Origin of the sequence: Maritalea porphyrae (genome assembly GCF_027213965.1) — a bacterium.
Lineage (GTDB): Bacteria > Pseudomonadota > Alphaproteobacteria > Rhizobiales > Devosiaceae > Maritalea > Maritalea porphyrae_A.
Genome location: NZ_JAPWGX010000009.1, coordinates 1 through 24,168, shown reverse-complemented (window position 1 = coordinate 24,168; position 24,168 = coordinate 1). Strand labels below are relative to the sequence as shown.

Annotated in this window: 25 protein-coding genes; 6 read left to right on the top strand and 19 right to left on the bottom strand. The window is 50.1% G+C overall.

The features are described from left to right. Positions 1 to 366: 366 nt before the first annotated feature. Positions 367 to 549, bottom strand: a complete 183-nt coding sequence (rpmF, locus tag O4H47_RS17800) for a 50S ribosomal protein L32 (protein ID WP_269395367.1) — start codon at positions 547 to 549, stop codon at positions 367 to 369. 138 nt (positions 550 to 687) lie between these two features. Here rpmF and O4H47_RS17795 point away from each other — a divergent pair, with 138 nt between their 5' ends. Then, positions 688 to 1,662, top strand: a complete 975-nt coding sequence (locus O4H47_RS17795; RefSeq protein WP_269395366.1) for a polyprenyl synthetase family protein — start codon at positions 688 to 690, stop codon at positions 1,660 to 1,662. Then, entirely contained in the window at positions 1,663 to 2,226 is a 564-nt protein-coding gene (locus O4H47_RS17790; protein ID WP_269395365.1) for a class I SAM-dependent methyltransferase, read from the top strand. 15 nt (positions 2,227 to 2,241) lie between these two features. Here the strand turns inward: O4H47_RS17790 and fosX are convergent, their stop codons facing one another. From fosX to ispG, 3 genes are read right to left on the bottom strand one after another with little or no spacing between them, the layout of a single operon-like run. Further along, positions 2,242 to 2,643 carry a FosX/FosE/FosI family fosfomycin resistance hydrolase gene (gene fosX / locus O4H47_RS17785; RefSeq protein ID WP_269395364.1) on the bottom strand — a complete coding sequence of 134 codons (402 nt, stop codon included), beginning with the start codon at positions 2,641 to 2,643 and terminating at the stop codon, positions 2,242 to 2,244. 3 nt (positions 2,644 to 2,646) lie between these two features. Then, a complete protein-coding gene (locus tag O4H47_RS17780) occupies positions 2,647 to 3,105 on the bottom strand; it encodes an HIT family protein (protein ID WP_269395363.1) in 459 nt (152 codons plus the stop codon). A gap of 15 nt (positions 3,106 to 3,120) precedes the next feature. Next, complete coding sequence (ispG, locus tag O4H47_RS17775; RefSeq protein ID WP_269395362.1) at positions 3,121 to 4,341, bottom strand: flavodoxin-dependent (E)-4-hydroxy-3-methylbut-2-enyl-diphosphate synthase; 1,221 nt, start codon at positions 4,339 to 4,341, stop codon at positions 3,121 to 3,123. Positions 4,342 to 4,492: 151 nt separating this feature from the next. On the opposite strand from ispG, the gene O4H47_RS17770 reads away from it, so the two are divergent. After that, on the top strand, positions 4,493 to 4,801 hold the full coding sequence (locus O4H47_RS17770; protein ID WP_269395361.1) for a YkvA family protein: 309 nt from the start codon (positions 4,493 to 4,495) through the stop codon (positions 4,799 to 4,801). Positions 4,802 to 4,878: 77 nt separating this feature from the next. Here the strand turns inward: O4H47_RS17770 and pyc are convergent, their stop codons facing one another. The 7 genes from pyc to O4H47_RS17735 all read right to left on the bottom strand — a co-directional run bounded on the left by pyc (position 4,879) and on the right by O4H47_RS17735 (position 13,816). After that, complete coding sequence (gene pyc, locus O4H47_RS17765; RefSeq protein ID WP_269395360.1) at positions 4,879 to 8,322, bottom strand: pyruvate carboxylase; 3,444 nt, start codon at positions 8,320 to 8,322, stop codon at positions 4,879 to 4,881. 72 nt (positions 8,323 to 8,394) lie between these two features. Continuing rightward, complete coding sequence (locus O4H47_RS17760) at positions 8,395 to 8,814, bottom strand: TIGR01244 family sulfur transferase (RefSeq protein WP_269395359.1); 420 nt, start codon at positions 8,812 to 8,814, stop codon at positions 8,395 to 8,397. Positions 8,815 to 9,014: 200 nt separating this feature from the next. After that, a complete protein-coding gene (gene pyrE, locus O4H47_RS17755; RefSeq protein WP_269395358.1) occupies positions 9,015 to 9,536 on the bottom strand; it encodes an orotate phosphoribosyltransferase in 522 nt (173 codons plus the stop codon). A 35-nt stretch (positions 9,537 to 9,571) separates the two neighbouring features. Next, complete coding sequence (locus O4H47_RS17750) at positions 9,572 to 10,600, bottom strand: quaternary amine ABC transporter ATP-binding protein (RefSeq protein ID WP_269395357.1); 1,029 nt, start codon at positions 10,598 to 10,600, stop codon at positions 9,572 to 9,574. Further along, positions 10,600 to 11,469, bottom strand: coding sequence for an ABC transporter permease (locus O4H47_RS17745; RefSeq protein WP_269395356.1), 870 nt, complete (start codon positions 11,467 to 11,469; stop codon positions 10,600 to 10,602). Before O4H47_RS17745 ends, O4H47_RS17750 begins: the two co-directional genes overlap by 1 nt. Before the next feature lie 79 nt (positions 11,470 to 11,548). Further along, positions 11,549 to 12,559 (bottom strand): ABC transporter substrate-binding protein, encoded by a 1,011-nt coding sequence (locus O4H47_RS17740; protein WP_269395355.1) that lies wholly within the window; start codon positions 12,557 to 12,559, stop codon positions 11,549 to 11,551. Between the two features lie 255 nt (positions 12,560 to 12,814). Continuing rightward, positions 12,815 to 13,816, bottom strand: coding sequence for a glycine betaine ABC transporter substrate-binding protein (locus tag O4H47_RS17735; RefSeq protein WP_269395354.1), 1,002 nt, complete (start codon positions 13,814 to 13,816; stop codon positions 12,815 to 12,817). A 319-nt stretch (positions 13,817 to 14,135) separates the two neighbouring features. Between O4H47_RS17735 and O4H47_RS17730 the strand changes: the two genes are divergently transcribed. Next, positions 14,136 to 15,344, top strand: coding sequence for an ABC transporter substrate-binding protein (locus O4H47_RS17730; protein ID WP_269395353.1), 1,209 nt, complete (start codon positions 14,136 to 14,138; stop codon positions 15,342 to 15,344). Between the two features lie 85 nt (positions 15,345 to 15,429). Next, the gene (locus tag O4H47_RS17725) at positions 15,430 to 16,023 is read left to right on the top strand and encodes a class I SAM-dependent methyltransferase (protein WP_269395352.1); all 594 of its coding nucleotides are present in this window, start codon (positions 15,430 to 15,432) and stop codon (positions 16,021 to 16,023) included. Here O4H47_RS17725 and O4H47_RS17720 read toward each other — a convergent pair. After that, the gene (locus tag O4H47_RS17720) at positions 16,020 to 16,400 is read right to left on the bottom strand and encodes a hypothetical protein (RefSeq protein WP_269395351.1); all 381 of its coding nucleotides are present in this window, start codon (positions 16,398 to 16,400) and stop codon (positions 16,020 to 16,022) included. The two genes, O4H47_RS17725 and O4H47_RS17720, sit on opposite strands and share 4 nt — an antisense overlap. 99 nt (positions 16,401 to 16,499) lie before the next feature. On the opposite strand from O4H47_RS17720, the gene O4H47_RS17715 reads away from it, so the two are divergent. Then, positions 16,500 to 17,417 (top strand): LysR family transcriptional regulator, encoded by a 918-nt coding sequence (locus O4H47_RS17715; protein ID WP_269395350.1) that lies wholly within the window; start codon positions 16,500 to 16,502, stop codon positions 17,415 to 17,417. 60 nt (positions 17,418 to 17,477) lie between these two features. Here the strand turns inward: O4H47_RS17715 and O4H47_RS17710 are convergent, their stop codons facing one another. From O4H47_RS17710 to O4H47_RS17680, 7 genes are all read right to left on the bottom strand, one after another. After that, positions 17,478 to 18,767, bottom strand: a complete 1,290-nt coding sequence (locus tag O4H47_RS17710; RefSeq protein ID WP_269395349.1) for a branched-chain amino acid ABC transporter permease — start codon at positions 18,765 to 18,767, stop codon at positions 17,478 to 17,480. Next, positions 18,764 to 19,756, bottom strand: coding sequence for a branched-chain amino acid ABC transporter permease (locus tag O4H47_RS17705; protein ID WP_269395348.1), 993 nt, complete (start codon positions 19,754 to 19,756; stop codon positions 18,764 to 18,766). The genes O4H47_RS17710 and O4H47_RS17705 overlap by 4 nt, the downstream gene beginning before the upstream one ends. A 15-nt stretch (positions 19,757 to 19,771) precedes the next feature. After that, positions 19,772 to 20,476, bottom strand: coding sequence for an ABC transporter ATP-binding protein (locus O4H47_RS17700; protein ID WP_367274475.1), 705 nt, complete (start codon positions 20,474 to 20,476; stop codon positions 19,772 to 19,774). Next, the gene (locus O4H47_RS17695) at positions 20,473 to 21,243 is read right to left on the bottom strand and encodes an ABC transporter ATP-binding protein (protein ID WP_269395368.1); all 771 of its coding nucleotides are present in this window, start codon (positions 21,241 to 21,243) and stop codon (positions 20,473 to 20,475) included. Before O4H47_RS17695 ends, O4H47_RS17700 begins: the two co-directional genes overlap by 4 nt. A 102-nt stretch (positions 21,244 to 21,345) precedes the next feature. Next, positions 21,346 to 21,711 (bottom strand): methylglyoxal synthase, encoded by a 366-nt coding sequence (locus O4H47_RS17690; RefSeq protein ID WP_269395347.1) that lies wholly within the window; start codon positions 21,709 to 21,711, stop codon positions 21,346 to 21,348. A 163-nt stretch (positions 21,712 to 21,874) separates the two neighbouring features. Further along, positions 21,875 to 23,578, bottom strand: a complete 1,704-nt coding sequence (locus O4H47_RS17685; protein ID WP_269395346.1) for a methyl-accepting chemotaxis protein — start codon at positions 23,576 to 23,578, stop codon at positions 21,875 to 21,877. 2 nt (positions 23,579 to 23,580) lie between these two features. After that, positions 23,581 to 23,916 carry a hypothetical protein gene (locus O4H47_RS17680; protein ID WP_269395345.1) on the bottom strand — a complete coding sequence of 112 codons (336 nt, stop codon included), beginning with the start codon at positions 23,914 to 23,916 and terminating at the stop codon, positions 23,581 to 23,583. Positions 23,917 to 24,168: the final 252 nt, after the last annotated feature.

The following is a 24,168-nucleotide window of genomic DNA, read 5'->3' as shown; positions in this document are numbered from 1 at the left end:
CTCATCGAAGAGCTTGTCGAAGGATGGACCGCAGTGCACGACAGTCATGGTTGGACAAGCTCACCATGAGGTTGGGGAATAGCCGCCCCCCCCCAAAAAAACGCCTCACCTCACGCCGCGCGCGTCATCCCGGATTTAGTCCGGGATCCAGGCGAGAATATCCGCCAACAAATGCGTTCGTGGTTTACTCCGGCCTGGATCCCTGCCTGCGCAGGGATGACGGATAATATTGGCGCGAGCGTCCTGCCCAAATTCGCTGATCGAAATGAACGCTTCTTCACCGTTCGTGCACGCCACCCCCAAACGCAAAAAACCGCCTCTCTTAGCAGAGAGACGGCTTAAACTGCTGCACAGCGAAATAAAAGCTTACGCTTCTTTCGGTGTGAAGATCTGACGTCCACGATACATGCCAGTTTTCAGATCAACGTGGTGAGGACGACGCAATTCGCCGCTGTCCTTGTCTTCCACATATGTGTTTGCTTTAAGTCCATCAGCAGAGCGACGGAAACCGCGCTTCATGCGAGATATTTTACCCTTAGGTACTGCCATTTTGTCTCTCCATTCAACAAAAACGCCCCTCATCATTTTCTAACGCGGGGCCGCTTGAGCATCAAATTCTTGTCAGTTGGCGGGTATATACGCCTTTCAGCGCGCCTTGGCTAGTAAAAAATGTAATGCGGTGGTTTGTTGAATATCGCACCAATCACAGTTAAAACCATGATACCGCCAAGCAACAACAAAAGCTGCATTGAAAGCCACCATATGCGCCTCAGCGATGCCATAACAGCCTCTGCCAACTCGGTCGAGCATTTCCTTGATCGTGAACTTAGCGAATCGAACCTTTCTTCGCCTTACCCTGCCCCATCGCGCTTGATCAACGCGGTGCGGCACGGGGCACTGAACGGTGGTAAACGCTTGCGGCCATTGCTGGTGAAGCTGAGCGCAGAGCTGATTGGCGACACGAAGGGCGATTTGGTGCGGGCGGGCGCGGCGGTTGAATATGTTCATTGTTATTCCCTCGTGCATGATGATTTGCCCGATATGGACGATGATGATTTACGCCGCGGCCAACCCACCGTGCATGTGGCGTTTGATCCCGCCACAGCGATTCTGGCTGGGGATAGTTTGCTCACCCATGCGTTTGGTGTGCTGGCGGATGCACGCACCCACCCAGACGCAAACATTCGCACCCAACTGATCACTGAACTGGTGCAAGGCGCAGGCGTTGGTGGCATGGCCGGCGGCCAAATGCGGGACATAGAGGGGGAACGCCAAGGCTATGATCCTGAGACGATCTCCCTAATCCACGCCATGAAAACCGGCGCGATAATCCGCGCCTCAGTGCGCATGGGCGCCATTATGGCAGGAGCCAGCAGCACCGAATTGCTGACTTTAACTACATTCGCAGAATCAGCAGGCCGGATTTATCAACTCTCTGATGATATTTTGGACGCCACCAAAAGTTCTGCACAATTGGGCAAAACCGCAGGCAAAGACGCCGCCCAAGGCAAATCCACATTAATCGCCAGCCATGGGCTGGACCACGCCCATGAAGTGCTGAACGAAGAACTGCAAGGCGCCTTAGCCTTGCTAGAACCGTTCGGCGAACGCGCGCGCTTGATGAATGAGTTGGTGACGCATTTTGCCAAACGGGAGGCATAGATGACCTTTTACGATGACCCCAAGAATGCCGAAGACTATATCAAAATGGCCAAGGGCTATGACGGGGCCGCGCTGATTGCTTTGCTGGAACCACAAATGGCCAAGGGTGCAAGCGTTTTGGAACTGGGCATGGGCCCGGGCGTTGATCTGGACCTTTTGGCCAAGCACTACAAGGTGACAGGATCGGATTATTCCACTTACTTTTTGGACCGCTACAAGAAGCAACACCCCGATGCGGACTTGATTGAGCTGGACGCGGCAAAAATCAACACAGACCGCACATTCGATTGCATCTACTCAAACAAAGTGTTGCATCAATTTTCAGATGAGCAATTGAATTTCAGCTTTACCAAACAAAGCGACGCGCTCAACGATTCGGGCCTGATTTTTCATTCATTTTGGCTTGGGGACGAAGTGATGGAAATTCACGGCATGACCTTTTATTACCGCTCCATCAAAGATGTAACGGACCGGTTGGCGCAACATTTTGAACTGATTGATGCGCAGCAATATACTGAAATGGAAGATGGTGATTCTTTTTGGGTGCTAGCGAAAAAACGTTAGATTGCAAAAAACGGCTTATTGCGCATATGCGCGCAAACGCTCTTTAAGCGTTCCACTGTGCAATTCGAACAAATGATTGTCGTAATCATAAAAATAGATTGATCTCGCTTCACCCGCCACGCGTTTTCGACCATCTAAAACTTTTAACCCTAGCGCCTTTATGGCGGCGAGACGCTGGTCATATTCATCATCTGAGATTTTGAAGGCAACGTGATTATAGGTTTGTGTCGGCAAGGGTTCGCCGATCATGACAGCTACCCAAATACCGCCAATGTCATAAAAACGCTCTTTAGCAACAGAAAATTGTTTGTCGCCGCTATCATAAATCTTTTTCGCATCAAGCACATTGACCAAGACCTGTTCCATTTGGTCCAGGTCTTTCACCATAAATGTGATATGGCTGAGCCCTTCAACCAACCGTCAAACCTCCGCGGGAATTCGTTTTTCAATCGCGACCCTGATTTTGTCGCGCAATGCGCCAAATTCTTCTTCGGAGAAATCGGCAGAACCGTGCCAATCATAGAACCAAATCGGATGCGCTCGTTTCTCATCAGTTTCTGTCATGTAACGTGGGATGATATGTGCATGTAGCACTTGGTCGGTATTGCCCAAAATCTCGTAATTAATGCGATAAGCGTCGCTCGCTTCCAGCAATGCATCCCCGATCAGCGCCATATCCGCCAAATATTGAGCGCGAGCATTACCGCTCAAATCATTGAGCGAATAAACACATGGGTCTGACAAAAGAATAATTTGCCCAGGTTGCACCTGTTTATCGCACATCACCGCCCAACCGGACGGCATTTGGCAAATCACCCATGGATTTTCGCCTTTGCGAGCCATTTCCACACGTTCGTGCGCAATTGTTTTGTCGGTCATAATTCCTCTTATGCTTTAAGTACCAAATCGCTCTTCAATATATTCCGCCACCATCAGTTTAAACTGATCCGCAATATCTGCGCCGCGCAAGGTTTTGGCTTTTTGCCCGTCAATAAACACAGGTGCCGCGGGTGTTTCGCCGGTGCCGGGCAGTGAAATGCCAATGTCGGCATGTTTTGATTCGCCCGGCCCGTTAACGATGCAGCCCATCACCGCAACGCTCATGCCTTCAACGCCGGGGTATTTTTCTCGCCATATTGGCATGGAGGTATTGAGGTGATCTTGAATATCCTTGGCCAATTGCTGGAACACGGTTGAAGTGGTGCGCCCACAGCCCGGACAAGCGGTGACAACGGGCAAGAACTGACGAAAGCCCATGGTTTGCAGGAGTTGCTGCGCCACTTCCACTTCCAAACAGCGATCACCATCGGGTTCGGGGGTCAGGGAAATGCGGATCGTATCGCCAATGCCTTGTTGCAACAAAATGCCCAATGCCGCTGAGGAAGCAACAATGCCTTTTGCGCCCATGCCCGCTTCGGTTAAGCCCAAATGCAGCGCATAATCGCAGCGCGCAGCAAGGTCTTTATAAACATCGATCAGGTGCTGAACGTTTGAAACTTTGGTGGAGAGGATAATTTTATCCCGCCCCATGCCCAATTCTTCTGCCCGTTCCGCTGAAAGAATGGCCGATTGAATAATCGCTTCGCGTTGCACCAGCGCCGCGCTCCAAGGCGAGCCATTATTGGCGTTCTCATCCATTAGCTTTGTCAGCAATTCTTGGTCGAGCGACCCCCAATTTACCCCGATGCGCACAGGCTTATCGTAAGTGTTGGCGATCTCGATCATTTGCGAAAACTGCGTGTCGCGCTTGGCTTTAAACCCTACATTGCCCGGATTGATCCGGTATTTCGCCAGCGCCTCAGCACAAGCTGGGTGTTCCGACAAAAGCGTGTGCCCAATATAGTGGAAATCCCCCACCAAAGGCACGTCAATGCCCTGCGCCATCAAACGGTCCCGAATATGGGGCACGGCCGCCGCGGCTTCGTCCCGATCCACAGTAATGCGCACGATTTCCGATCCGGCGCGGGCCAAATCGGCCACCTGCGCAACCGTTTTTTCAATGTCGGCGGTGTCTGTGTTGGTCATAGATTGCACCACAATCGGGGCGTCGCCGCCCACCATCACGTTGCCAACCATCACCCCAACAGCATTTCTGCGCTCAATCGGTGCGGACATAATCTCTCCTATATTGCTCAAAGCATATAAGCCCAATATGGCATCCACGCAACCAAAGGGCCGCTGACTTGAATATGCGGCCATTTTACCTATCTATATATATGGCATTGATGCATTCGATAGGAATTGCGGGTTGAAAAGGGAGCAGCACATGATCATGACAAGACTAATCCGGTTCAGGCGCGAAGTCACAACCCTTTGGCATGCATTTTGGCACCCGCTGACGCCAACCTACCTCAAAGTGCTCACAGTACTGACGGTGGTTTACGTGATCAGTCCCCTCGACCTGATCACCGACATTATTCCAGTTATTGGCTGGGTGGATGATGTGGTCATCGTCTCGTTCGCTGTCTCTTGGATCGTGTCGCGCCTACCGCGCATCAGCACGACAAATCGCCACGCCCAAAACACATCACAAGCGCCATATCAAAAAACCATAGAGCACAAACGGCGTAGATAAATTATCGGATTGCAGGTGCATAAACAAAACCGCCCCCAAATGGAGGCGGTTTTTAGTTTTTCATAGATGAAATAGGGCTAGCCCTCGAAACGCACCAACAAGTCTTTCGCGTCGATTTGGTTGCCATGTTGCACATGCACTTCGGCAACAACGCCATCCATTTCAGCGTGAATAGCTGTTTCCATTTTCATGGCTTCAATAGACAGCAAAACATCGCCCGCTTTAACTTCTTGGCCTGGCTTAACGGCCAAAGTTGAAACAACGCCTGGCATTGGCGCACCAACATGCAAGGGGTTGCCCAATTCAGCTTTTGGCCGCACCACAATTTCGCTCGCCATAGAGCGGTCAGGCACGGAGACAGAACGCGGTTGGCCGTTGAGTTCAAAGAACACCCGCACCATGCCTTTTTCGTTCGGCTTGGTTTTGCCAACAAGTTGGATCACCAAGGTTTTGCCCTTGGCCAAATCCACCAGCGCTTCATCATTTGCTTCCAACCCGTAAAAATAAATCGGCGTCGGCAACACAGATGTTGGCCCATAGGTGTCTTGTGCAGACATAAAGTCCACAAAGACTTTTGGGTACATCAAGTAGGAAGCCAATTCAAAATCATTGATTTTGTGGCCCGTAAGTTCTTCAACTTCTTTGCGCTTGGCTTCAAGGTCCACAGGTTCCAAATAAGCGCCCGGACGTTTGTCCATTGGCTTTTTGCCCTTGAGCACTTTGGCTTGCAGCGCGGCAGGGAACCCGCCCGGAGGCTGCCCCAAATCGCCCGCAAAGAAGCCAACAACTGATTCTGGGAACGCCACTTCACGCGCGGGATCTTCAACATCTGTCCGGTTCAACCCGGATGACACCATAGAGAGCGCCATATCGCCAACCACTTTAGACGATGGGGTTACCTTGACGATGTCACCAAACATTTGGTTCACATCCGCATAAGTTTGCGCCACCTCATGCCAGCGTGATTCTAAACCCAATGAACGTGCTTGCTCTTTAAGGTTGGTGAATTGCCCGCCGGGCATTTCGTGCAAATAAACCTCTGATGCACCAGAGCGCAGATCGCTTTCAAACGCGCGATATTGTGTGCGCACCGCTTCCCAATAGAAGGAGATTTCGCGAATGGTTTTAGGATCAAATTCTGGATCACGCTCTGTACCGCGCAAGGCGGCTGCAAGCGAGCCCAAACAAGGCTGAGACGTGGTGCCAGAAAATGCGTCCATTGCCGCATCAACCGCATCAACGCCTGCATCAACCGCTGCAAGCACTGTGGCCGCAGCAACGCCAGACGTGTCGTGGGTGTGGAAGTGGATGGGCAAGCCAACTTCTTCTTTAAGAGTTGAGATCAGTTTTGTCGCCGCGGCAGGTTTTAGCAAACCAGCCATGTCTTTAAGGCCCAAAACATGTGCGCCAGCGGCTTCAAGTTCTTTGGCCAGACCCACATAATACTTCAGGTCATATTTCGCCCGATCTGGGTCCAACATGTCGCCTGTGTAACAAATCACGCCTTCACAGACTTTGTTCGCTTCAATCACCGCGTCCATTGAAACGCGCATGTTTTCAACCCAGTTCAAACAATCGAACACGCGGAAAATATCAATCCCACCTTTGGCCGCTTGTTGAACAAAGAATTTGACCACATTGTCCGCATAATTGGTGTAGCCAACCCCGTTTGATCCGCGCAAAAGCATTTGCGTTAGGATGTTGGGGGCTTCATCGCGAATGATCGACAGGCGCTCCCATGGGTCTTCGGTCAAAAAGCGCATCGACACATCAAATGTCGCCCCGCCCCAGCACTCAAGCGAGAACAGGTTGGGCATGCCATGCGCGTAAGCACTGGCAATCTTTGTAATATCGTTGGTGCGCATCCGCGTGGCCAATAAGCTCTGATGCCCGTCGCGCATCGTTGTGTCGGTAAACAGAACTTGCTTTTGCGCCTTCATCCAGTCCGCAAGACCCTTTGGTCCCTCACGCTCAAGGATTTGACGAGAGCCATCCAAAACCGTCAAAGGCTCAAACTTTGGCACCGTTGGCGCCGCAGCTTCTGCCGGAGGCATGGGCCGGTTTTTCACTTCCGGGTGCCCGTTGACCGTAACGTCTGCCACATAAGTGAGCAATTTCGTGGCGGTGTCCCGGCGCTTGGGGAAATTGAACAGCTCAGGCGTATTGTCGATAAAGCGTGTGGTGTAGCTATTGTCTTGGAAAGACGGGTGCGTGATGATGTTCTCAAGGAAATTCAGGTTAGTTGTCACCCCTCGAATACGGAACTCGCGCAATGCCCGATCCATCCGCGCAATCGCTTCTTCAGGGGTTTGCGCCCAACAGGTCACCTTTTCCAAAAGCGGATCGTAATAGCGGGTGATCACCGCACCTGAATAGGCAGTGCCCCCATCAAGCCGAACTCCAAAACCTGTCGCCCCGCGATAGGCTGTGATGCGGCCATAGTCTGGGATAAAGTTTTCTTCCGGGTCTTCAGTGGTTACCCGACACTGCAACGCATGGCCATTGAGTTTGATGTTTTTCTGGGTCGGCACACCACTGTCTTTATCGCCAATTGCAGCGCCTTCCGCGATGCGGATTTGCGCCTTAACAATATCAATGCCGGTCACTTCTTCAGTAACGGTATGTTCGACCTGAATGCGCGGGTTTACTTCGATGAAATAGAACGCATCGCTGTCCGCATCCATCAAAAACTCAACCGTGCCCGCACCGCGATAGCCAGTTGAATTGCCCAGTTTAATCGCAGCACCTGTAAGCGCGTTACGCACTTCTTCGCTCAGATAAGGGGCGGGCGCGCGTTCAACCACTTTTTGGTTACGGCGTTGCACAGAGCAATCTCGCTCAAACAAATGCACCAAATTGCCGTGACTATCACCGATCAATTGCACTTCCACATGGCGTGCCCGTTCGACCAGCTTTTCAAAATACATTTCGTCTTTGCCAAAGGCTGCTTTGGCTTCGCGCTTGGCTTCTTGCACTTCGCCACGCACCGCCTTTTCATCGCGGATGGTGCGCATACCACGACCACCGCCGCCCCAGCTGGCTTTAAGCATCAATGGGTAGCCAACTTCTTCGGCCAAGCGCACCACTTCGTCCATATCATCGGGCAATGGCTTGGTTGCAGGCACCACAGGCACCCCGGCTTTTTCCGCAATATTGCGCGCCGCAACCTTATTGCCCAACGCGCGCATGGTTTCAGCTTTTGGCCCGATAAAGATGATGCCAGCGTCTTCGCACGCATCGACAAATTCTGGGCTTTCAGAAAGCAGGCCGTACCCAGGGTGAATAGCATCCGCGCCGGACAATTTGGCGATGCGGATATATTCATCAATCTGCAAATAGGCCTCAACCGGCCCCAAGCCTTGTCCAATCAAATAAGACTCGTCTGCCTTAAATCGATGTAGTGCCAATTTGTCTTCTTCGGCAAAAACCGCAACGGTTTTAATGCCCATTTCATTGGCAGCACGAAACACACGAATCGCAATTTCACTGCGGTTGGCGACGAGGATTTTGTTGATCTTCATGGACGAGGTCATCCTATTTTGTTGATAGTTTGGCATTCAATTTGTGCGCGGTGGGGACGCGCCAAATTGTTTTTAATCGGCTTGCTGAACCAAATGGTTCGACAGATGCGAAATGTCATATCCCGCATTGGCAGCCGCTTTGATGATGTCTTGCGCGTCTTGTTTACCCGCTTGGCTTAAGGCCCAAAGCGTTGTGGACCGGGTGCCAGATCGACAGTAGGCCAAAACAGGTTCGTCACCCGCAAAAGCTGATTGCGTCTGCGCAATCATCTCCGGTGACACACCTTCGCGACCCATTGGGATTTCAACAAATTTGATCCCTTCTGCTTGTGCCGCAGCTTTAATCTCAGCTGAAGTTGGCTGGTCCGGCGCTTCGCCATCAGGACGATTGTTGATGATGGTTTTAAAGCCTGCTTGCTTGATCGCAGCAATATCCTCAACAAGGATTTGCGGGCTAACACTCACCCGATCATTGATCTTTTTAAGTTCCATCAAGGGTCTCCTGAATATAGGGATGCACTAGTGTTAACGGGTTATAGGCGGCAGTTTTAAGGTTTAGCAAGCGCAAGTAACAACAAAAACAATCACGCAAAAGAAATATAGATACAATTTAGTCTAACATACCAAAAGATACGCGTTTTCGGGTAGATTTTGCTCATTTTTTGAGCAGCTTTTGTTCGCCAAAACTTTTACTACTTGGACAAGGCTTCAAGGTCGGCGGGCGTTATTAGGGCAATCAAGGGCAACTGCGCGCCAGCCAAGGCCTCAATGGCTTCTTGCGCACGGGCAATCACCAACACCACGCCAACAATATCCGCACCTGCCGCCACAAGTTCTTTTGATGAGATTAGGATCTGACCACCTGTTGTGGTCACATCTTCGACAATAAGCACACGCTTACCCGAAATCTCCGGCCCCTCGAATATGCGTTCCGTGCCATAGGTTTTTGCTTTTTTGCGTACGAATACGCAGGGCCTATTCATTTCGAGCGACAAAGCCGTGGCCACAGGAATGCCCCCCACTTCTAGACCTGCCAAAACGTCAAAATCAATATCGATTTTTTCCGCAAGCGCTTTAACGATGTCCCGCAATAGTTCGGGGCGGCCCTCGAACTGATATTTGTCAAAATAGGTGTTCACCACCTGCCCAGAGCGGGTGGTGAACTCACCTGTAAGTTTGCATGCGTCAATGACACGGCTTTGCAGCGCGGACATAGTCATCCTCCAAATGTGTTGGCATTTGGAAAGGTTTACACCGCAGAGCTGTGCCGCGCTAGCGCTTTGATCACCTGTTTAGCGGTCAAACGGCCAACTTGCGCGCCATCTTCTTCGTTCACCCCAACCCAATCATGCTCGGCAAACAAGGGCAACACATCCTCACAACACGCACCAATTGGCACGCCTGCTTCGCATCGCTCAAATTCGCCTTTTTCCATGATGGTGTGCACATGGATCGCGCGCGCGCGGTTCACGTCAGCAACAAATTCTTCCACATGCGCATTGGCGGGGTTCAGCACAATATCTTCAGGCCGCCCCGATTGAATAACCGCTCCGTCTTGTAACACCGTCACTTGATCGCCAATTTTGAGCGCTTCATCAAAATCATGCGTGATGAACAAAATGGTCTTATTTAGCGTTTTTTGCAAAACCAACAATTCATCCTGCATGCCAGATCGGATAAGCGGATCCAGCGCAGAAAAAGCTTCATCCATCAGCAAGATATCCACGTCCATCGCCAACGCACGAGCCAGCCCCACACGTTGTTGTTGTCCACCGGACAATTGATGCGGACGCGATTGCTCATAGCCCTCAAGGCCAACAGTAGCGATCCATTCTTCTGCCGTTTTGAGGCGGCTCTTTTTGTCGACGCCGCGAATTTCCAGCCCATAGGCCACATTGTCGATCACCGAACGATGCGGCATCAAGCCAAACTTTTGGAACACCATAGCGATCTTGGTACGCCGGAACGTGCGCAACTCATCCAAGCTCATCGCCAGCACATTCTCGCCATCCACGAAAATCTCACCAGCTGTTGGGTCAATCAATCGGTTCACATGGCGGATCAAGGTGGATTTGCCAGAGCCCGAAAGCCCCATCACCACGTGCAATTGCCCTGGCTCAACTTTCAGATCAACATTATTCAGGCCGATCACATGCCCCGTTTCAGCCTGCAGTTCATCTTTGGATCGTCCCTGCTTTAGCTGGGCGAGCACATCATCTGGTTGCGGGCCAAAAATCTTGGTGACGCCTCGCATTTCAATCTTATATTCATGTGTCATTAGCGACCTCCAGCCAAGCCGATTTGCTCTTGTAATTGCTTGCCGTAAGCCTGTGTGATCCGGTCAAAAATGATCGCCAGCACCACAATGCCCAACCCAGCAAAAACGCCGCGACTAACTTCCAATCGTCCAATGCCTTGCAGAACCTGATACCCAAGGCCACCAGCCCCAATCATCGAGGCAATAACAACCATGGCCAACGCCATCATGGTGGTTTGGTTCACACCGGCTAATATGGTGGGCAATGCCAATGGAATCTGCACGCCGAACAGGCGCTGTGATGGCGATGCGCCAAACGCTTGCGCCGCTTCAAGCACATTTTCAGCCACTTGTCGGATACCCAAATCCGTCAATCGAACCAGCGGGGGTGCCGCATAAATGATGGTCGCCAAAAGAGCTGGGATTTTGCCCGGCCCGAAAATCATCACCGTTGGGATGAGGTAAACAAAACTGGGCAAAGTCTGCATCAAATCCAAAATGGGCGTAACAATTTTGCGCACTAACGTTGAACGCGCCATCACAATACCCAACGGAATGGAGAAAATGATCGCGGTGACCGTCGCTGAAATCATCAGCGCCATGGTCTTCACACTATCTTCCCAAAGCTCCATCATGCCCATGAACACAAGCCCGATGATCACAACCGCAGGCAGCGTGAACCGACGTGTGGCCCCGTAGGCCAAAGCGGCCAATGCCAAAATGATCAACCACCAAGGCACAGCCAAAAGCAGATCTTCAATTTTGTTCAACATCACCAACGAAGGATAGGCGGCGGCTTCAAATCCATCGCCCCAATTGCGGACCACCCAATTCAGACCTTCATCCATCCAAACACGCAATGGACGCGTGTTCACAAACTCCGGAAACATTCCTAAATCCCTTCATGCAAAAATGGCCGGACGGTCAATCCCGTCCGGCCACCATTGTTCGTTAAATTCAATTGCCCACTTACAGCGCGGCTTTTACTTTTTCTGCAACATCGGCTGGCACCCACTGGGTCCACACGTCTTCTTCTGTTTTCAAGAAGTTTTCAGCCGTTTCAGCTGCACCCGCTTTGTTGGCAGAACCCCAATCAAGCATTTTTGAGATTTGAACGTTGCTCAATGCAACATCAGACAAATACTCAAATACCACTGGAGCCTCATCAGCAATCCAAGCCGCTGTGGCAACAACAACAGGCGGCGTGGCAAATGCACTCTTGCCTTTTGGCGTACAATTTGAATCCACGTTGCATTTCCAAACTGCGGGATCGTGCTCAGGCATATCCAGCTGCACCATGGAATATTTGCCCATAATGGCCGTTGGACCCCAATAGTAAAATACAATTGGCTCTTCACGTTCGAACGCACGAATGATTGAAGCATCTAGATTGCCACCAGAACCTGGTGAGAACAGATTAAAGCTATCTTCAAGTGCATAGGCTTCAAACAAGGCTGCGTTGGCGATTTCACATCCCCAACCTGGAGGGCACGAATAAAAACGGCCCTGATCAGGCTCATCTGGGTCCGCAAATAGACCAGCAAACTGAGGTAAATCATCAACTGATTTCAAGCCCGGATTGGCAGAAGCCACATAGTCTGGGATCCACCAACCTTCAACAGCACCATCCGAAATCGCAAGCCCAGCGGCTTTTACTTGACCATCGGCCAAACCTTTGTCCCACGCTTCTTGAATTGTACCAGTCCACAATTCAGGCGCAATTGCGGGACGTCCTTTGGACAACATAGAAGCTGAAGTTGGCACAGTGTCGCCAATCACAACTTCCACATCACATCCGTAACCTTTTTCCAAAATCGTCGCGTGAATGTGCGCCAGCGCCGCAGCTGAGGGCCAGTTCATTTCAGCAATGTCGATTTGTTTATCCGTACCGCAAGATGCAGCCATAGCCGCCGGTGCGAAGGCAGATACAGCCGCCAAAAGCGCCGTCCCTGCAAGAATATTCATTATTTTGTTAGCCACGCGTTTTCTCCCAAATAGTTCTCGCGATTTTCCCGAGCATAGGCATGCACATGTGGAGCGTCAAACGATTTGGGGAAACAAATTTGTGTGAACAAAACAGGAAAACAGCTAAAACTGCCAAATACTTGTAAAACCAAATAACAAAGATGTATTTAATGTTGATCGAAAGATCAAAAAATATTCGTGAATACTATCTACCTAGTTCTATTTATGGTGATTTGCAGCTTCATCGAATACATGTCTGTTACTTAAAATTTACTGCGTATTGACCGGTAGCCATGCCTGCCATATCTCGGGATAATTTACGATAAAATACGTAGCCACTTGTTCTGCGGTGAATTGCCCTTCCACTTGGACAGACAACAATTCATCCATGACTTTCATCGGCATGTTTGCTTTGCGCGCATAGGGCAACAACTCAGGGGCATCTCCACGCACCCAATCAGCCAACGCAAGCACAACCTGCTCGTTTGCAAAACCTGTTGGTTGAAAATCTGCACACCCTTTGTTGCCCATGCAGGTGAACGCATCATTCGAATGCCCCCCTAGATCAACTGCACGCATACCCAAATCATGTGCGAGTGCATTTGGTTGCCAATAGTAAAAAACTGTCGGCCTATTTGATGAGACCGCTGCGCCAATCCGTCGATCCATATCCAACCTATTCTCAGGCACAACCACTTTAAAAGCCGCAGAAAGACCAAAGGCTTTGAGCATATTCTCATTTAGGATTGAGCAAGCCCAACTGGCTGGACAGGTAATAAACTCAGGCTTTTCCTCCAGCTGATAGAGCGCCTGCATGTCTTTTAGATTGCCAACAAGTTTAAGTGCTGGGAAATCTTCGACAACTTTCGGCGCTACATACCATCCCTCAAATACCGCAACGTCATAGCTTTTGCCCGCCGCCAACCCAGCCCTTGCTTCGATCACTTGATTCCATTTGTCCGCAACCCGGCTTACCCACATTTCTGGAATTAGCGTTGGGGTTTGCGCTGTTTTTAAAGTGGTCGCTGCGCTTTCAATATCCGCGCGCACAACACTGGCATTGCACTTCAACTGGGTTGCGATTATTTGGGCATGCGCGTGAGCCAAAACCGACGCTGAAGGCCACTGCAAATCCGCAATTACAATTTGCTTCCCACCGCATCCGGTGAACTCAGTAGCGTCCTGGGCAAGCACATATCCGCCGAACAATAATGTGCAGAACGCCAAGCACATCACAAGCAAATGCCGAACGGTAAAGAGAGCAATTTTCATCCGAACACGGACCTTCTTACTAGTTTTATTTCACCAGACAGCAATACTTTCGATTGTCAGGCAATCACTGCTAACCAGATGATATGACATTTATTTTGTAACCATTAGAGCCAATGTGGCCCAACTTAACCAATTAACGCAAATTAGCACGTCAACTTCGTCAAATTTCGATCAAAATAGGTGACTCTTTTTTCAAAATGTTTATTGTTAGGCGCAGACGAGGGAGGAAAACGACCTCGTGAGAACCCAAAATTGCCTAAATCATATGGCATCAAATTTGGGTCAAAAACAAGAAGATGAAAATAGTCAGAGGGAAATTATGCGTCATCTTAAAACAGCACTCACAGCCGCAGTTGCAGCAACAGCTCTAAGCGCTGCATCACCTGCCATGGCTGAAGGCGTAAACATCGGCATTATGTTCGGTTTTACGGGTCCACTTGAAACATTGTCTCCTCCTATGGGTGACGCAGCTAAGCTTGCGCTTCAGCACGTTAACGAACAGGGCGGCATTCTTGGTGGCGAAGCCACTTACACAATCGGCGATTCAACATGTGCCGATGCAACAGCTGCAGCCAACGCGGCTGATCGCTTGATCAACGCAGACGGCGTTCACGCCATCGTTGGTGCAATGTGTTCAGGTGCAACAATTTCAGCAGCAAACACTGCAGCAATTCCAGCAGGCGTTGTGATGGTATCACCATCAGCTTCATCACCAGCTGTAACCACCGTTGAAGACAATGATCTATTGTTCCGCGTTGGTCCATCAGACAGCTACCAAGGTGAAGTTGTTGCGCGTTTGTTGCTTGCTAAAGGCATCAACGACATCGCAATCTCATATGTAAACAACGACTACGGTAAAGGCTTTGCGGACGCATTGTCTGCTGCATACACAGCAGGCGGTGGCGATGTAACTGTCAATGAAGCACACGAAGAAGGCAAATCAGACTACCGTGCTGAATTGGGTTCTTTGGCTGCTGGCGGTTCAACAAACCTTGTTGTATTGGCTTATGCTTCAGGTTCAGGCCAAACAATGCTTCGTCAAGCAATCGAGTCTGGTGACTTCGAAGTCTACTTCGGTGGTGATGGCATGATCGCTGATGCATTGCTAACAGGCATCGACGCTGCTTCAGTTGAAGGCATGATCGGTACACGTCAAGGCCGCGCAGACAGCGCAGGTACTGGCGTTTATGCTGAACTTGCAACTGCTGCTGGCCAAGATCCAATCGCTGCATTTGGTGCACAGTCTTATGACTCTGCATTCTTGCTCGCATTGGCATTTGAAAAGCACGGCTCAACTGACCGCGAAGGCTTGAACAAAGCGCTTCGTGAAGTTGCAACTGCACCAGGTGAAGTTATCCTTCCAGGCGAATGGGCAAAAGCTAAAGCGCTTATCGCTGAAGGCAAAGACATCAACTACGAAGGCGGCGGCGGTAGCCACGAATTCGACGCAGCTGGTGACGTTTCTGGCGTGATCGTTGAAATGGTCGTTGATGGCGGCACATGGGTTGAACTAGGCCAAGCTAAATAAGCTTTGCGTTCAACTTAGGTAAATTTAGGCCCGGTGCATTGCATCGGGCCTTTTTTATATCAAGAAAAGCCGCTATTAGTCGGTTATGTCTTATGATCCAAAAACCTTCCAGTTCTACGCCGACAATGCTCAAGAATATGCAAGCCGGCGCACGAAACCATCCAAAACCCTAACTTCGTTTTTGGAGGCACTGCCTAATGCAGGTCGCGTACTGGAGCTCGGGTGCGGCGCCGGGTTGGAAGCGCAACACATGCAGAGCCAAGGCCTTGATGTAACCGCAACCGAGGGCAATCCTGAGCTGGCAAAATTCGCTATTGAACGGCTGGGCGACCGCGTCAAAATCATGCGATTTGATGAGCTTTCAGACATCGGGCTATATGATGGCATATGGGCAAATATGTGCCTGCTGCACGCCCCTTGGGACGAGCTTGACCTGATCATCAAGAAAATTCACACAGCCCTTAAACCCGGTGGGCTTTTGATGGCCAGCTTCAAGTCTGGTGAAGGCGCAGGGCGCGATAAGCTCGATCGTTATTACAATCTGCCAACAAAAAAGATGCTCAATGACAAATTTTCAGGCGCTGCCGCTTGGCAAAGATGCGAAGTCATTGAAAAGTCAGGTGGCATAGGGCATGACGGCACGCCCTATGAAGTCTTGTTTGTCATTGCAAACCGCTAAGCGGAAAATGCGTCCCGATACTTAAAGACATTGAAGATAAAAATCAGCATCGAAAAAATTATCAACGCTGAGCCAATTTTCACCAGCGTTTCGCCCTGCCCCGAAATGGCCATCGCGATACCCGGCACGAAGCTAATAAGCCCCAATAATGCTACGCCCAAATGGACCTTAGCGATGAGACTCTCGCCCGCCTGTGGCACCAATTTATAAAAAAGCCCAAAAAACGCCATCGTCACCCACCCCACCAAATTCAAGTGCCCATGAGCTGGCGATAACACGTGATTATGCGTTGCAGACATTTGAATGCCCCACCCCATCCCAATCAATGCGCAGATAGCAGCGACTGCAAAGAACCAAAAACCAACATTCCTAATCATAACGTTCCCCTATTGAACTGAATGGAGAGGATATTGGAGCAGACAAATCTATAATTGAAATCGATTCATTTTATATACTATATTCATTGAATGAATTTATTGTCCTTCGATTTCAATTTGCTGCGCGTGCTTGCGGCCCTGCTGGAAACCCACTCTACAGTAAAGGCAGGCGAAAAAATTGGCCTGTCGCAACCCGCAATATCCGCGGCCCTTGGGCGTTTAAGGGTTAGCTTGAACGATCCTTTGTTTGTACGTGAAGGGCAAAAGCTAGTGCCCACACAAAAGGCGCTTGATTTGCAAGTGCCGCTTCATAACATTATGCGCTCAATTGAAAGCGTAATTGATCAAACGAGCGAGTTTGATCCGCAAGCCTGCACAGCAAACTTTGTTATCTCGGGTTCAGATTTCTTTGCTGAATTGTTGCTGCCGCGCCTTGGCCAAATCATTTCAAATATTGCGCCGAATATCCGACTGCAAATGGTCGATCAGGTTATCGACAACCAATTGGACACGATGCGGCGCGAGCAAATTGACCTTGCCCTTATCCCGCAAACAAACCTGCCCGACTGGGCAGAAAGCCGCTTAGCGATAACTGGCCCATTCGAAGTGGTTGCCAACAGAAAAAATCTGGCCATACGAGAAGCAAAGATCAAGCCCGGAGAGGTTATTCCGCTCGATCTTTATTGTGCGATGGGACATGTCCTTTTTTCCAACGAAGGGAAGATGGAAGGCGTTGGCGACCAAGCACTGCGCGCTGTTGGACGGCAACGCAAAATTTCCATGACTGTGCCATTTTTTAATGGTGTCGCCAACGCGGTTTCCAACTCTGAACTCATCGCGCTCTTACCTTCGGCCTTTGCCCATCACGTTAGAGATCGGCTCGCGCTTGAAATTTACCATCCGCCCATGCCTGTACCTCAGGCTCAAATCCATATGGTTTGGCATCGCCGCAACTCAGCACACAAACCGCACGCCTGGTTCCGCCAAATCGTGCTGGAAACTTTGTCCGAAATCTAAAGAAAACGCCGCTCCAAATGAATGAAGCGGCGTTTCGATTCAGCTTTGTGACCAGAAGGCCTAGCCCTCTTGTGTACGTACCCGCTCAGGGATCATACCTTGAGGCGCGTAGCGCAGGGCCAGAGTGATCACCATGCCGAGCACAAACACCCGCATTTGCAGGGCTCGAGACTCAATATCAGGGATCGCACCTATACCAACGCCATCGGACATATCGCTGATGAAACTAAACAGGATCACCGATGCGGGTTCTGAAATGGTCCATACGATATAGATGAAAATGCCGCCAAATAGCGCACCATAGTTATTGCCCGCACCGCCAACAATAATCATCACCCACACAATAAAGGTGTGGTTGATCGGCTGATAGCCACTTGGATCAAGCAATTGCACATAAGAGGTCAAAATTGCCCCACCGACACCCATAAGCACGGCACCCAGAACAAAGATTTCCAACTCACGTTTGGTCACATTTTTGCCGATTGAACCCGCAGCAATATGGTTATCTCTAATCGCACGCATCATTCGGCCCCATGGGCCCTCATATGCGCGTTGCAAGAAGAAGAAAATAATCCCAACCAAAAGCATAACAACAGCCAAGAAACCCGACCGGGCCAACAAGATCGCCATGTCAGGACTTGCTACGCCTGATGCGCTAATATCGGCAGGCAATGGCGTGGGCCATGGCACCGGTGACACAGTCAATGTGCCCCGTGTGAGCCAATCCATGTTCTTGATCAACGCCCGGATAATTTCCGAAACACCAATGGTTGCAATCGCCAGATAGTCGGTACGCAGCCCAAGACAGATTTTACCAATGATGTAGGCAATAATACCGGCCATAATGCCGCCAAATACCCACCCAAAGATCGCAGGCAAGCCAAGACCGCCAACAAAGTCAGCTTCGGCTTCAATCAAGCGCGCTGCAGGATCGATTTGAGAGCGATAAACCACATAGGCAACAGCCCATGCAATCACCAACAAAAAGCCGCGCAGCTTGGCCAGATTACCCTTTTTGGGCATACGCGTTACGCCCCAAATCAGCGCACCACCAGCGATCGCAGCCAACAAGGCTTTGAACAACATGAACGGACCATCTGAGGACCAAAATGCATCGTTGAGGGGATAGGAGACGAACGTCACCGACGCCCCGCCCACCATCAAAAAGCCCATCACACCAAAGTTAAATAGCCCCGCATATCCCCATTGTACGTTCAACCCCAGCGCGATCAGCGCATAGGCAAACGCGTTAACAAGAATTTGCAACGTGTAAGGAACAGAGAACCAATTTGCCAGCGCAAGCACAAGAACTCCGAGACCGGCAAACAAAATCGCATCGCGACGTATCATGATGATGCTCCTTTAAAGATTCCTTGTGGACGAACCAATAGCACCACAACAAGAATGATGAAGGCCACAGTCAATTTATACTCGGTTGGCACCAAAGAAAGATCTTTGGGGAACCAATCGGGCAAATTGTCGAACCCACGGAACATGATCGACCAATTGAAAACAGACATTGTTTCAGCAAAGCCAATCAAGAACCCACCAGCAATCGCCCCATAGGAATGGCCAAGACCACCCACAACAGCTGCGGCAAAAATTGGCAACACGATATTGAAGGCCAGATCCGGCTTCAAGATAACGTCAAGCGCCAACATGGTACCCGCCATTGCCGCCAAGCTGCCGGCAATAATCCAAGTCGCGCGCACAACACTTGCAGTATTAATGCCAGAAACTTGTGCAAGGCTTGGATTGTCAGCCATAGCGCGCATGCCTTTACCGATCCGCGAGCGGGTCAAAAAGAAATGCAACACAAGAACCGTTATGATCGTTGTAACAATCACCAGGATTTGTGGTTCTGATATATTGATCGAACGAACGCCCTCGATGGGCAGTTTAAAGCGGAACAGGTCTTTGGATTCATTTTCAAAGAAACTGCGTGTTGCCGTGCCTGCAAACAAGCGGATCAAACCTTGCAACATCAGCGTCACACCAATCGAAGCGATCAGCAATGTAACCGTTTTCACCCCTTTGGCCCGCAAAGGTTCATAAAATCCTTTGTCGATCCCCAAAGCCAAACCCGCTGTAATGGCCATGGCAAATGGCAAAACAATAAAACCTGTTGGTAAAGGTGTTTGAATACCAAGCGATTGGAAAATGCCAACCAGCATAAACGAAATAAAGGCACCCAAGGTCATCATGTCGCCATGCGCAAAATGCGCAAACCGCAAGATACCAAAAATAAGGGTCACCCCAACAGCACCAAGTGCATAGACCGATCCAAGCGTAGCGCCTGAAATGATCACTTTGTTCAAAAAGAATATAAATTCATTCATAGCGTTAGATCCCCTCTAACCGCCAAGGAAGCTTTGAGCGACTTCTGGGTCGTCCAATAGCTGCCGTCCGGTTCCGGTGTACCGGTTTTTTCCCCCTGCCAACACAAAGCCTTTTGAGGCAAATTCAAGTGCTTGGCGTGCATTTTGCTCAACCATCAATATGCCCACTCCGGACTTATTGACGTTTACAACCGTTTCAAAGATTTCCATCATATAGCGTGGGCTGAGCCCAGCAGATGGTTCATCGAGCAACAATAGTTTTGGCTGGCTCATTAAAGCCCGGCCCATGGCCACCATTTGGCGCTGACCACCAGACAATTCGCCCGCTTTTTGCTTCCGCTTGTCTTTGAGCGGTGGGAACATTTCATAGACATAATCCAGCGTAGCGCTGAAATCATCTTCACGAATGTAAGCGCCCATTTCCAAGTTTTCGTGCACGGTCATTTCGGTGAACACGTTAAACTCTTGTGGCACAAAGCTTAGACCTAGCGGCACCAACTTGTCTGGCAGTTGATTGGCAACTTCATGCCCATCAAGGGTGATCGAGCCGCCAGTCACTTCCAGCAATCCAAAGATGGCCTTCAATGTGGTTGATTTTCCGGCCCCGTTTGGCCCAACAATCACCCCAATATCTTCGCGCTCAATCGACATGTTCACGCCATTAAGAATTGGCGCGCCGCCATAACCACCATGTACGTCTTTGACGTCTAACAAACTCATGACGCAACCTCCACGGCAGTGCCGAAATAGGCTTCAATAATTTCAGGATTATTGCGGATATCTTCCATCGGCCCCTCAGCAATCTTGGTGCCTTGCGCCATCACAATCACCGGATCACACAGCTCTGCAATCAAATCCATGTCATGCTCAATCACAAAGAACGTGTAGCCAAGTTCTTTGTTCATGCGTTGAATATTGCTCGCCAAATCCTTCAAAAGCGTCTTGTTCACGCCCGCAGCGACCTCATCCAAAAGCACAGCCTTTGCGTCAGTCATCATGGTGCGTCCAAGTTCAAGCAGCTTCTTTTGCCCACCTGACAGATTGCCCGCCAACTCGTTTTTCACGTGTCCTAGGTGCAAAAAGTCGATGACATCAAGAGCCATCTTGCGCACTTCCATGTCGAACTCTGCCACATGTTTGACGTTAAACCACGACTGGAAAAGGCTTTCGCCCGGTTGTTCAGAAGCGGCCACCATCAAGTTTTCAAGCGCCGTCATGGCTGAAAACTCGTGTGCAATTTGGAACGTGCGCAGCATGCCTTTGGTGTGCAATTCGTGCGGCTTAAGCGCCGTCACATCCTCACCATTAAAGATGATTTGTCCCTCATCCGGCATCAAAGTACCCGCCACAATATTGAAAAGCGTCGTTTTGCCCGCGCCATTTGGCCCGATCAAGCCCGTAATTGAGCCCTTTTCAACTTGCAACGAACAATCTGAAACGGCCTTCAGTCCTCCAAAACTTTTGGAGACCCCCCGTACCTCAATCATATTTTCGTTTTTCACCCCGTGAATTCCCCTCTTGTCGGAGTTTATTGTCCTACAAACTGCCCCAAAACCGACCCATCGGTCAATCAATAGATCCCTACGTCTTTAGAACAATTCAAGCACCGCATTCGCGGTTGATTGGTTGCATGCAAAAGGCACATCGTAAATCGTTGCTAAACGAATGAGCGCTTTCACATCAACATCGTGCGGCATTGCGGCAAGGCCGTCTATAAAAAAGATCAGCCCATCAAGCCGCTGTTCAGCAATCATTGCCCCCAACTGTGCATCACCGCCCATGGGGCCGCTTGCCAATCGGGTCACACTAAGACCTGCATATTCAATGATTTTCTTGCCCGTGGTGCCCGTCGAATATAGATCGAGCTGCGACAGCTTTGTACTGTGCTTTTTGCACCAGTCAGCAAGAAGCTGTTTTTTTTCGTCATGAGCCACAAGCCCAAGTGACTTTTTCACGTAATTGCCCAAACCAACTTAAAGGTCAGCCTGCTCCTCAACACTGCACTACATGACGTTGATATAGTAAACCCGATCAGGTTTCCACCTAATCGGGTCGATATTCTACAGCAATGTTTTTGACCGATAGATCGGCAATGCTTGCTATCGCCTACAATCCGCTTTAAGCGGCCACTGTTTTAGCACCACCTGCACGTGCCTCACGGCCATCAATACGGAACCGTTCAACCATGTGATCAAGCTCAGTTGCTTGGGCTTGTGTTTTATCAACCGACGCGTTGGTTTGTTGAACCAAAGCAGCGTTGTGCTGTGTCATTTGATCCATTTCGTGGATCGATTTAGAGATTTCGCCAATCGAAGAGGCTTGTTCTTGGCTTTCGCGGGCAATTTCATCCATCAAGGCTGTAACACCACGCACTGATGTCACAATGCCGTCTAAATTTTCAGAGGCTTGGGAAACAAGCTTGGTGCCGCCATCAACTTCAACCGCAGATTGTTCAATCAGCACCTTCACCTCAGAAGAGGCCTGGGCTGCCGATTGGGCCAAACGGCGCACCTCAACAGCAACGACAGCAAAGCCCTTGCCCGCTTCACCGGCACGTGCCGCTTCAACAGAGGCGTTTAGGGCCAACAAATTCGTTTGGAAGGCGATGTCGTCAATCATGCCGATAATATCTGAGATCTTGCTCGAAGATTCAGTGATCCGCTGCATCGCCGCATTGGCTTCAGCCATCACCTGCCCACCACGCTCTGCAACGGTACGTGCTTCGGTGATTGAACTTTGTGCCTTTTTGGCCCGCTCGGTATTGTCGCGCACAGTTTCGGCCAACTGACCCGTGGTTGCGGAGGTTTCTTGGATAGATTCCGCCTGACGCGTTGTGCGTTCTGACAAGTCACTTGCACCTGCCAATATTTCGCTGGTCGCTTGTTTTAGCGCGCGTGAAGTGTCCCCGATTTGGGATACACATGTGGCAAAGCGGTCCGCCACTGTATTTGTGTTCTGCTTTAACTCAAGAAAAGCGCCCTCATAAGTGCCAACCATACGCTTGGTTAGATCATAGCTGGCCAGTGCGGACAAAACATCTCCAGTATCAGAGAGCCCGCGTTCCACGGTTTCCACCAATTCATTCACCGCGTCAGCCAAAAGGTTCAATTCATCATCAGGGAAGTTCGTGTCAATTCGTTGTGTGAAATCACCTGCAGCGGCCGCCAGTACCACGCCACCAAACGCTTCGCGCAAGTCCGTTACCATTTTCTCACGTTGCTCTGTTGTTGTGGTTTGTGCGGCTTCACGTTCAGCGGAAACTTGAGTTCTACGTTCCATTTCACTCTCGGCCAGATCAGATTTCTCTTGCGCAATGCCAAGCAGTTTTTGGGTATTGGTCATCATCCAAACCAAAGCCACGGTTTCACCACCAAGTATTACTCCATGTAGCGCAACGCGTTCGATGGATCCGCCGCCGTAAAAAACCAAATCTTCAAATGCCATACCAAGAAACAAGTGATGTGCCACAACCAACAACGCGCCAAGAATGATGGGGCGGTGATCATAGAACAACGCGCAAAATGCCAAGGCAGAGAAGAATGCCATATGCATATCACTCTGAAATGGATGGCCTTTTGCTGCAATGAGCAAGCCCATGACCTGTCCCATAAGCACGGCAACCGCAGCGAAGCGGAACGCAACGCCATTGCGCTGCATAATAAAATTCGCGCCAAGCACAACCAAACCAGCAACAGCGATGGCTGACCCAATGGAGGGTGCTCCTTGCACAAAATATTCAATGCCGCAGACGGAGGCAGCAAGAATACAGCACAAAATCATCGCATATTTTGTGGCGGTAGCCCGCAGTTGCTCAATAGACATAATTACTCCTTAACGAACGCCGCGATTGATGCAGGTCCACATATTCCTGCGGCTGCAACAAACAACAAAGCACCACTTTCGCTCAAGCGACGCCTGGTCTGCTCAGTTTCTAAACGGATGACAAAAACACTGGGTAGTTTTGAGGGAGAAACGAATTGTGCGCCGGACTGAACAATGGATTGTACAATCACATTGCTATCGATCCATGGAGGGAAAACGACGGCCATTTCGCCATGGTCTGGCGCACGCATGTAGCCCACAACACCAAGCAAAGCTGCAAGACCACTAAATCCCAAAGCCGGTATCAAATCTCTGACCCGAATACGATCTTCAGCCATCCAACTGGCTTCCCCCAAAAACGCGCAAATTATAGTTAATAATTTATCGCAAAAAGGGGTTAATTTGCAGTTAGCGCGCAGCAATACTGCTACAAAAACCAACGGCGGCATCTCAAAGATGCCGCCGTCAAAATTCTACCGATGGTGTGGTCTTTAGAACTCTTGCCACTCGTCGTCAGGTTCTTTCACGGCTGCATTGCCGTGGCTGAGATAGGCTTTGGCGGCCTGTTGTTGCAACCCGCGTGCATCTTG

Coding starts and splice junctions, on each gene's coding strand:
- rpmF (WP_269395367.1), bottom strand. CDS start 549: ATGGCAGTACCTAAGGGTAAAATATCTCGCATGAAGCGCGGTTTCCGT.
- O4H47_RS17790 (WP_269395365.1), top strand. CDS start 1,663: ATGACCTTTTACGATGACCCCAAGAATGCCGAAGACTATATCAAAATG.
- O4H47_RS17780 (WP_269395363.1), bottom strand. CDS start 3,105: ATGACCGACAAAACAATTGCGCACGAACGTGTGGAAATGGCTCGCAAA.
- ispG (WP_269395362.1), bottom strand. CDS start 4,341: ATGTCCGCACCGATTGAGCGCAGAAATGCTGTTGGGGTGATGGTTGGC.
- O4H47_RS17770 (WP_269395361.1), top strand. CDS start 4,493: ATGATCATGACAAGACTAATCCGGTTCAGGCGCGAAGTCACAACCCTT.
- pyc (WP_269395360.1), bottom strand. CDS start 8,322: ATGAAGATCAACAAAATCCTCGTCGCCAACCGCAGTGAAATTGCGATT.
- O4H47_RS17760 (WP_269395359.1), bottom strand. CDS start 8,814: ATGGAACTTAAAAAGATCAATGATCGGGTGAGTGTTAGCCCGCAAATC.
- pyrE (WP_269395358.1), bottom strand. CDS start 9,536: ATGTCCGCGCTGCAAAGCCGTGTCATTGACGCATGCAAACTTACAGGT.
- O4H47_RS17750 (WP_269395357.1), bottom strand. CDS start 10,600: ATGACACATGAATATAAGATTGAAATGCGAGGCGTCACCAAGATTTTT.
- O4H47_RS17745 (WP_269395356.1), bottom strand. CDS start 11,469: ATGTTTCCGGAGTTTGTGAACACGCGTCCATTGCGTGTTTGGATGGAT.
- O4H47_RS17735 (WP_269395354.1), bottom strand. CDS start 13,816: ATGAAAATTGCTCTCTTTACCGTTCGGCATTTGCTTGTGATGTGCTTG.
- O4H47_RS17730 (WP_269395353.1), top strand. CDS start 14,136: ATGCGTCATCTTAAAACAGCACTCACAGCCGCAGTTGCAGCAACAGCT.
- O4H47_RS17725 (WP_269395352.1), top strand. CDS start 15,430: ATGTCTTATGATCCAAAAACCTTCCAGTTCTACGCCGACAATGCTCAA.
- O4H47_RS17720 (WP_269395351.1), bottom strand. CDS start 16,400: ATGATTAGGAATGTTGGTTTTTGGTTCTTTGCAGTCGCTGCTATCTGC.
- O4H47_RS17710 (WP_269395349.1), bottom strand. CDS start 18,767: ATGATACGTCGCGATGCGATTTTGTTTGCCGGTCTCGGAGTTCTTGTG.
- O4H47_RS17705 (WP_269395348.1), bottom strand. CDS start 19,756: ATGAATGAATTTATATTCTTTTTGAACAAAGTGATCATTTCAGGCGCT.
- O4H47_RS17700 (WP_367274475.1), bottom strand. CDS start 20,476: ATGAGTTTGTTAGACGTCAAAGACGTACATGGTGGTTATGGCGGCGCG.
- O4H47_RS17695 (WP_269395368.1), bottom strand. CDS start 21,243: ATGATTGAGGTACGGGGGGTCTCCAAAAGTTTTGGAGGACTGAAGGCC.
- O4H47_RS17685 (WP_269395346.1), bottom strand. CDS start 23,578: ATGTCTATTGAGCAACTGCGGGCTACCGCCACAAAATATGCGATGATT.
- O4H47_RS17680 (WP_269395345.1), bottom strand. CDS start 23,916: ATGGCTGAAGATCGTATTCGGGTCAGAGATTTGATACCGGCTTTGGGA.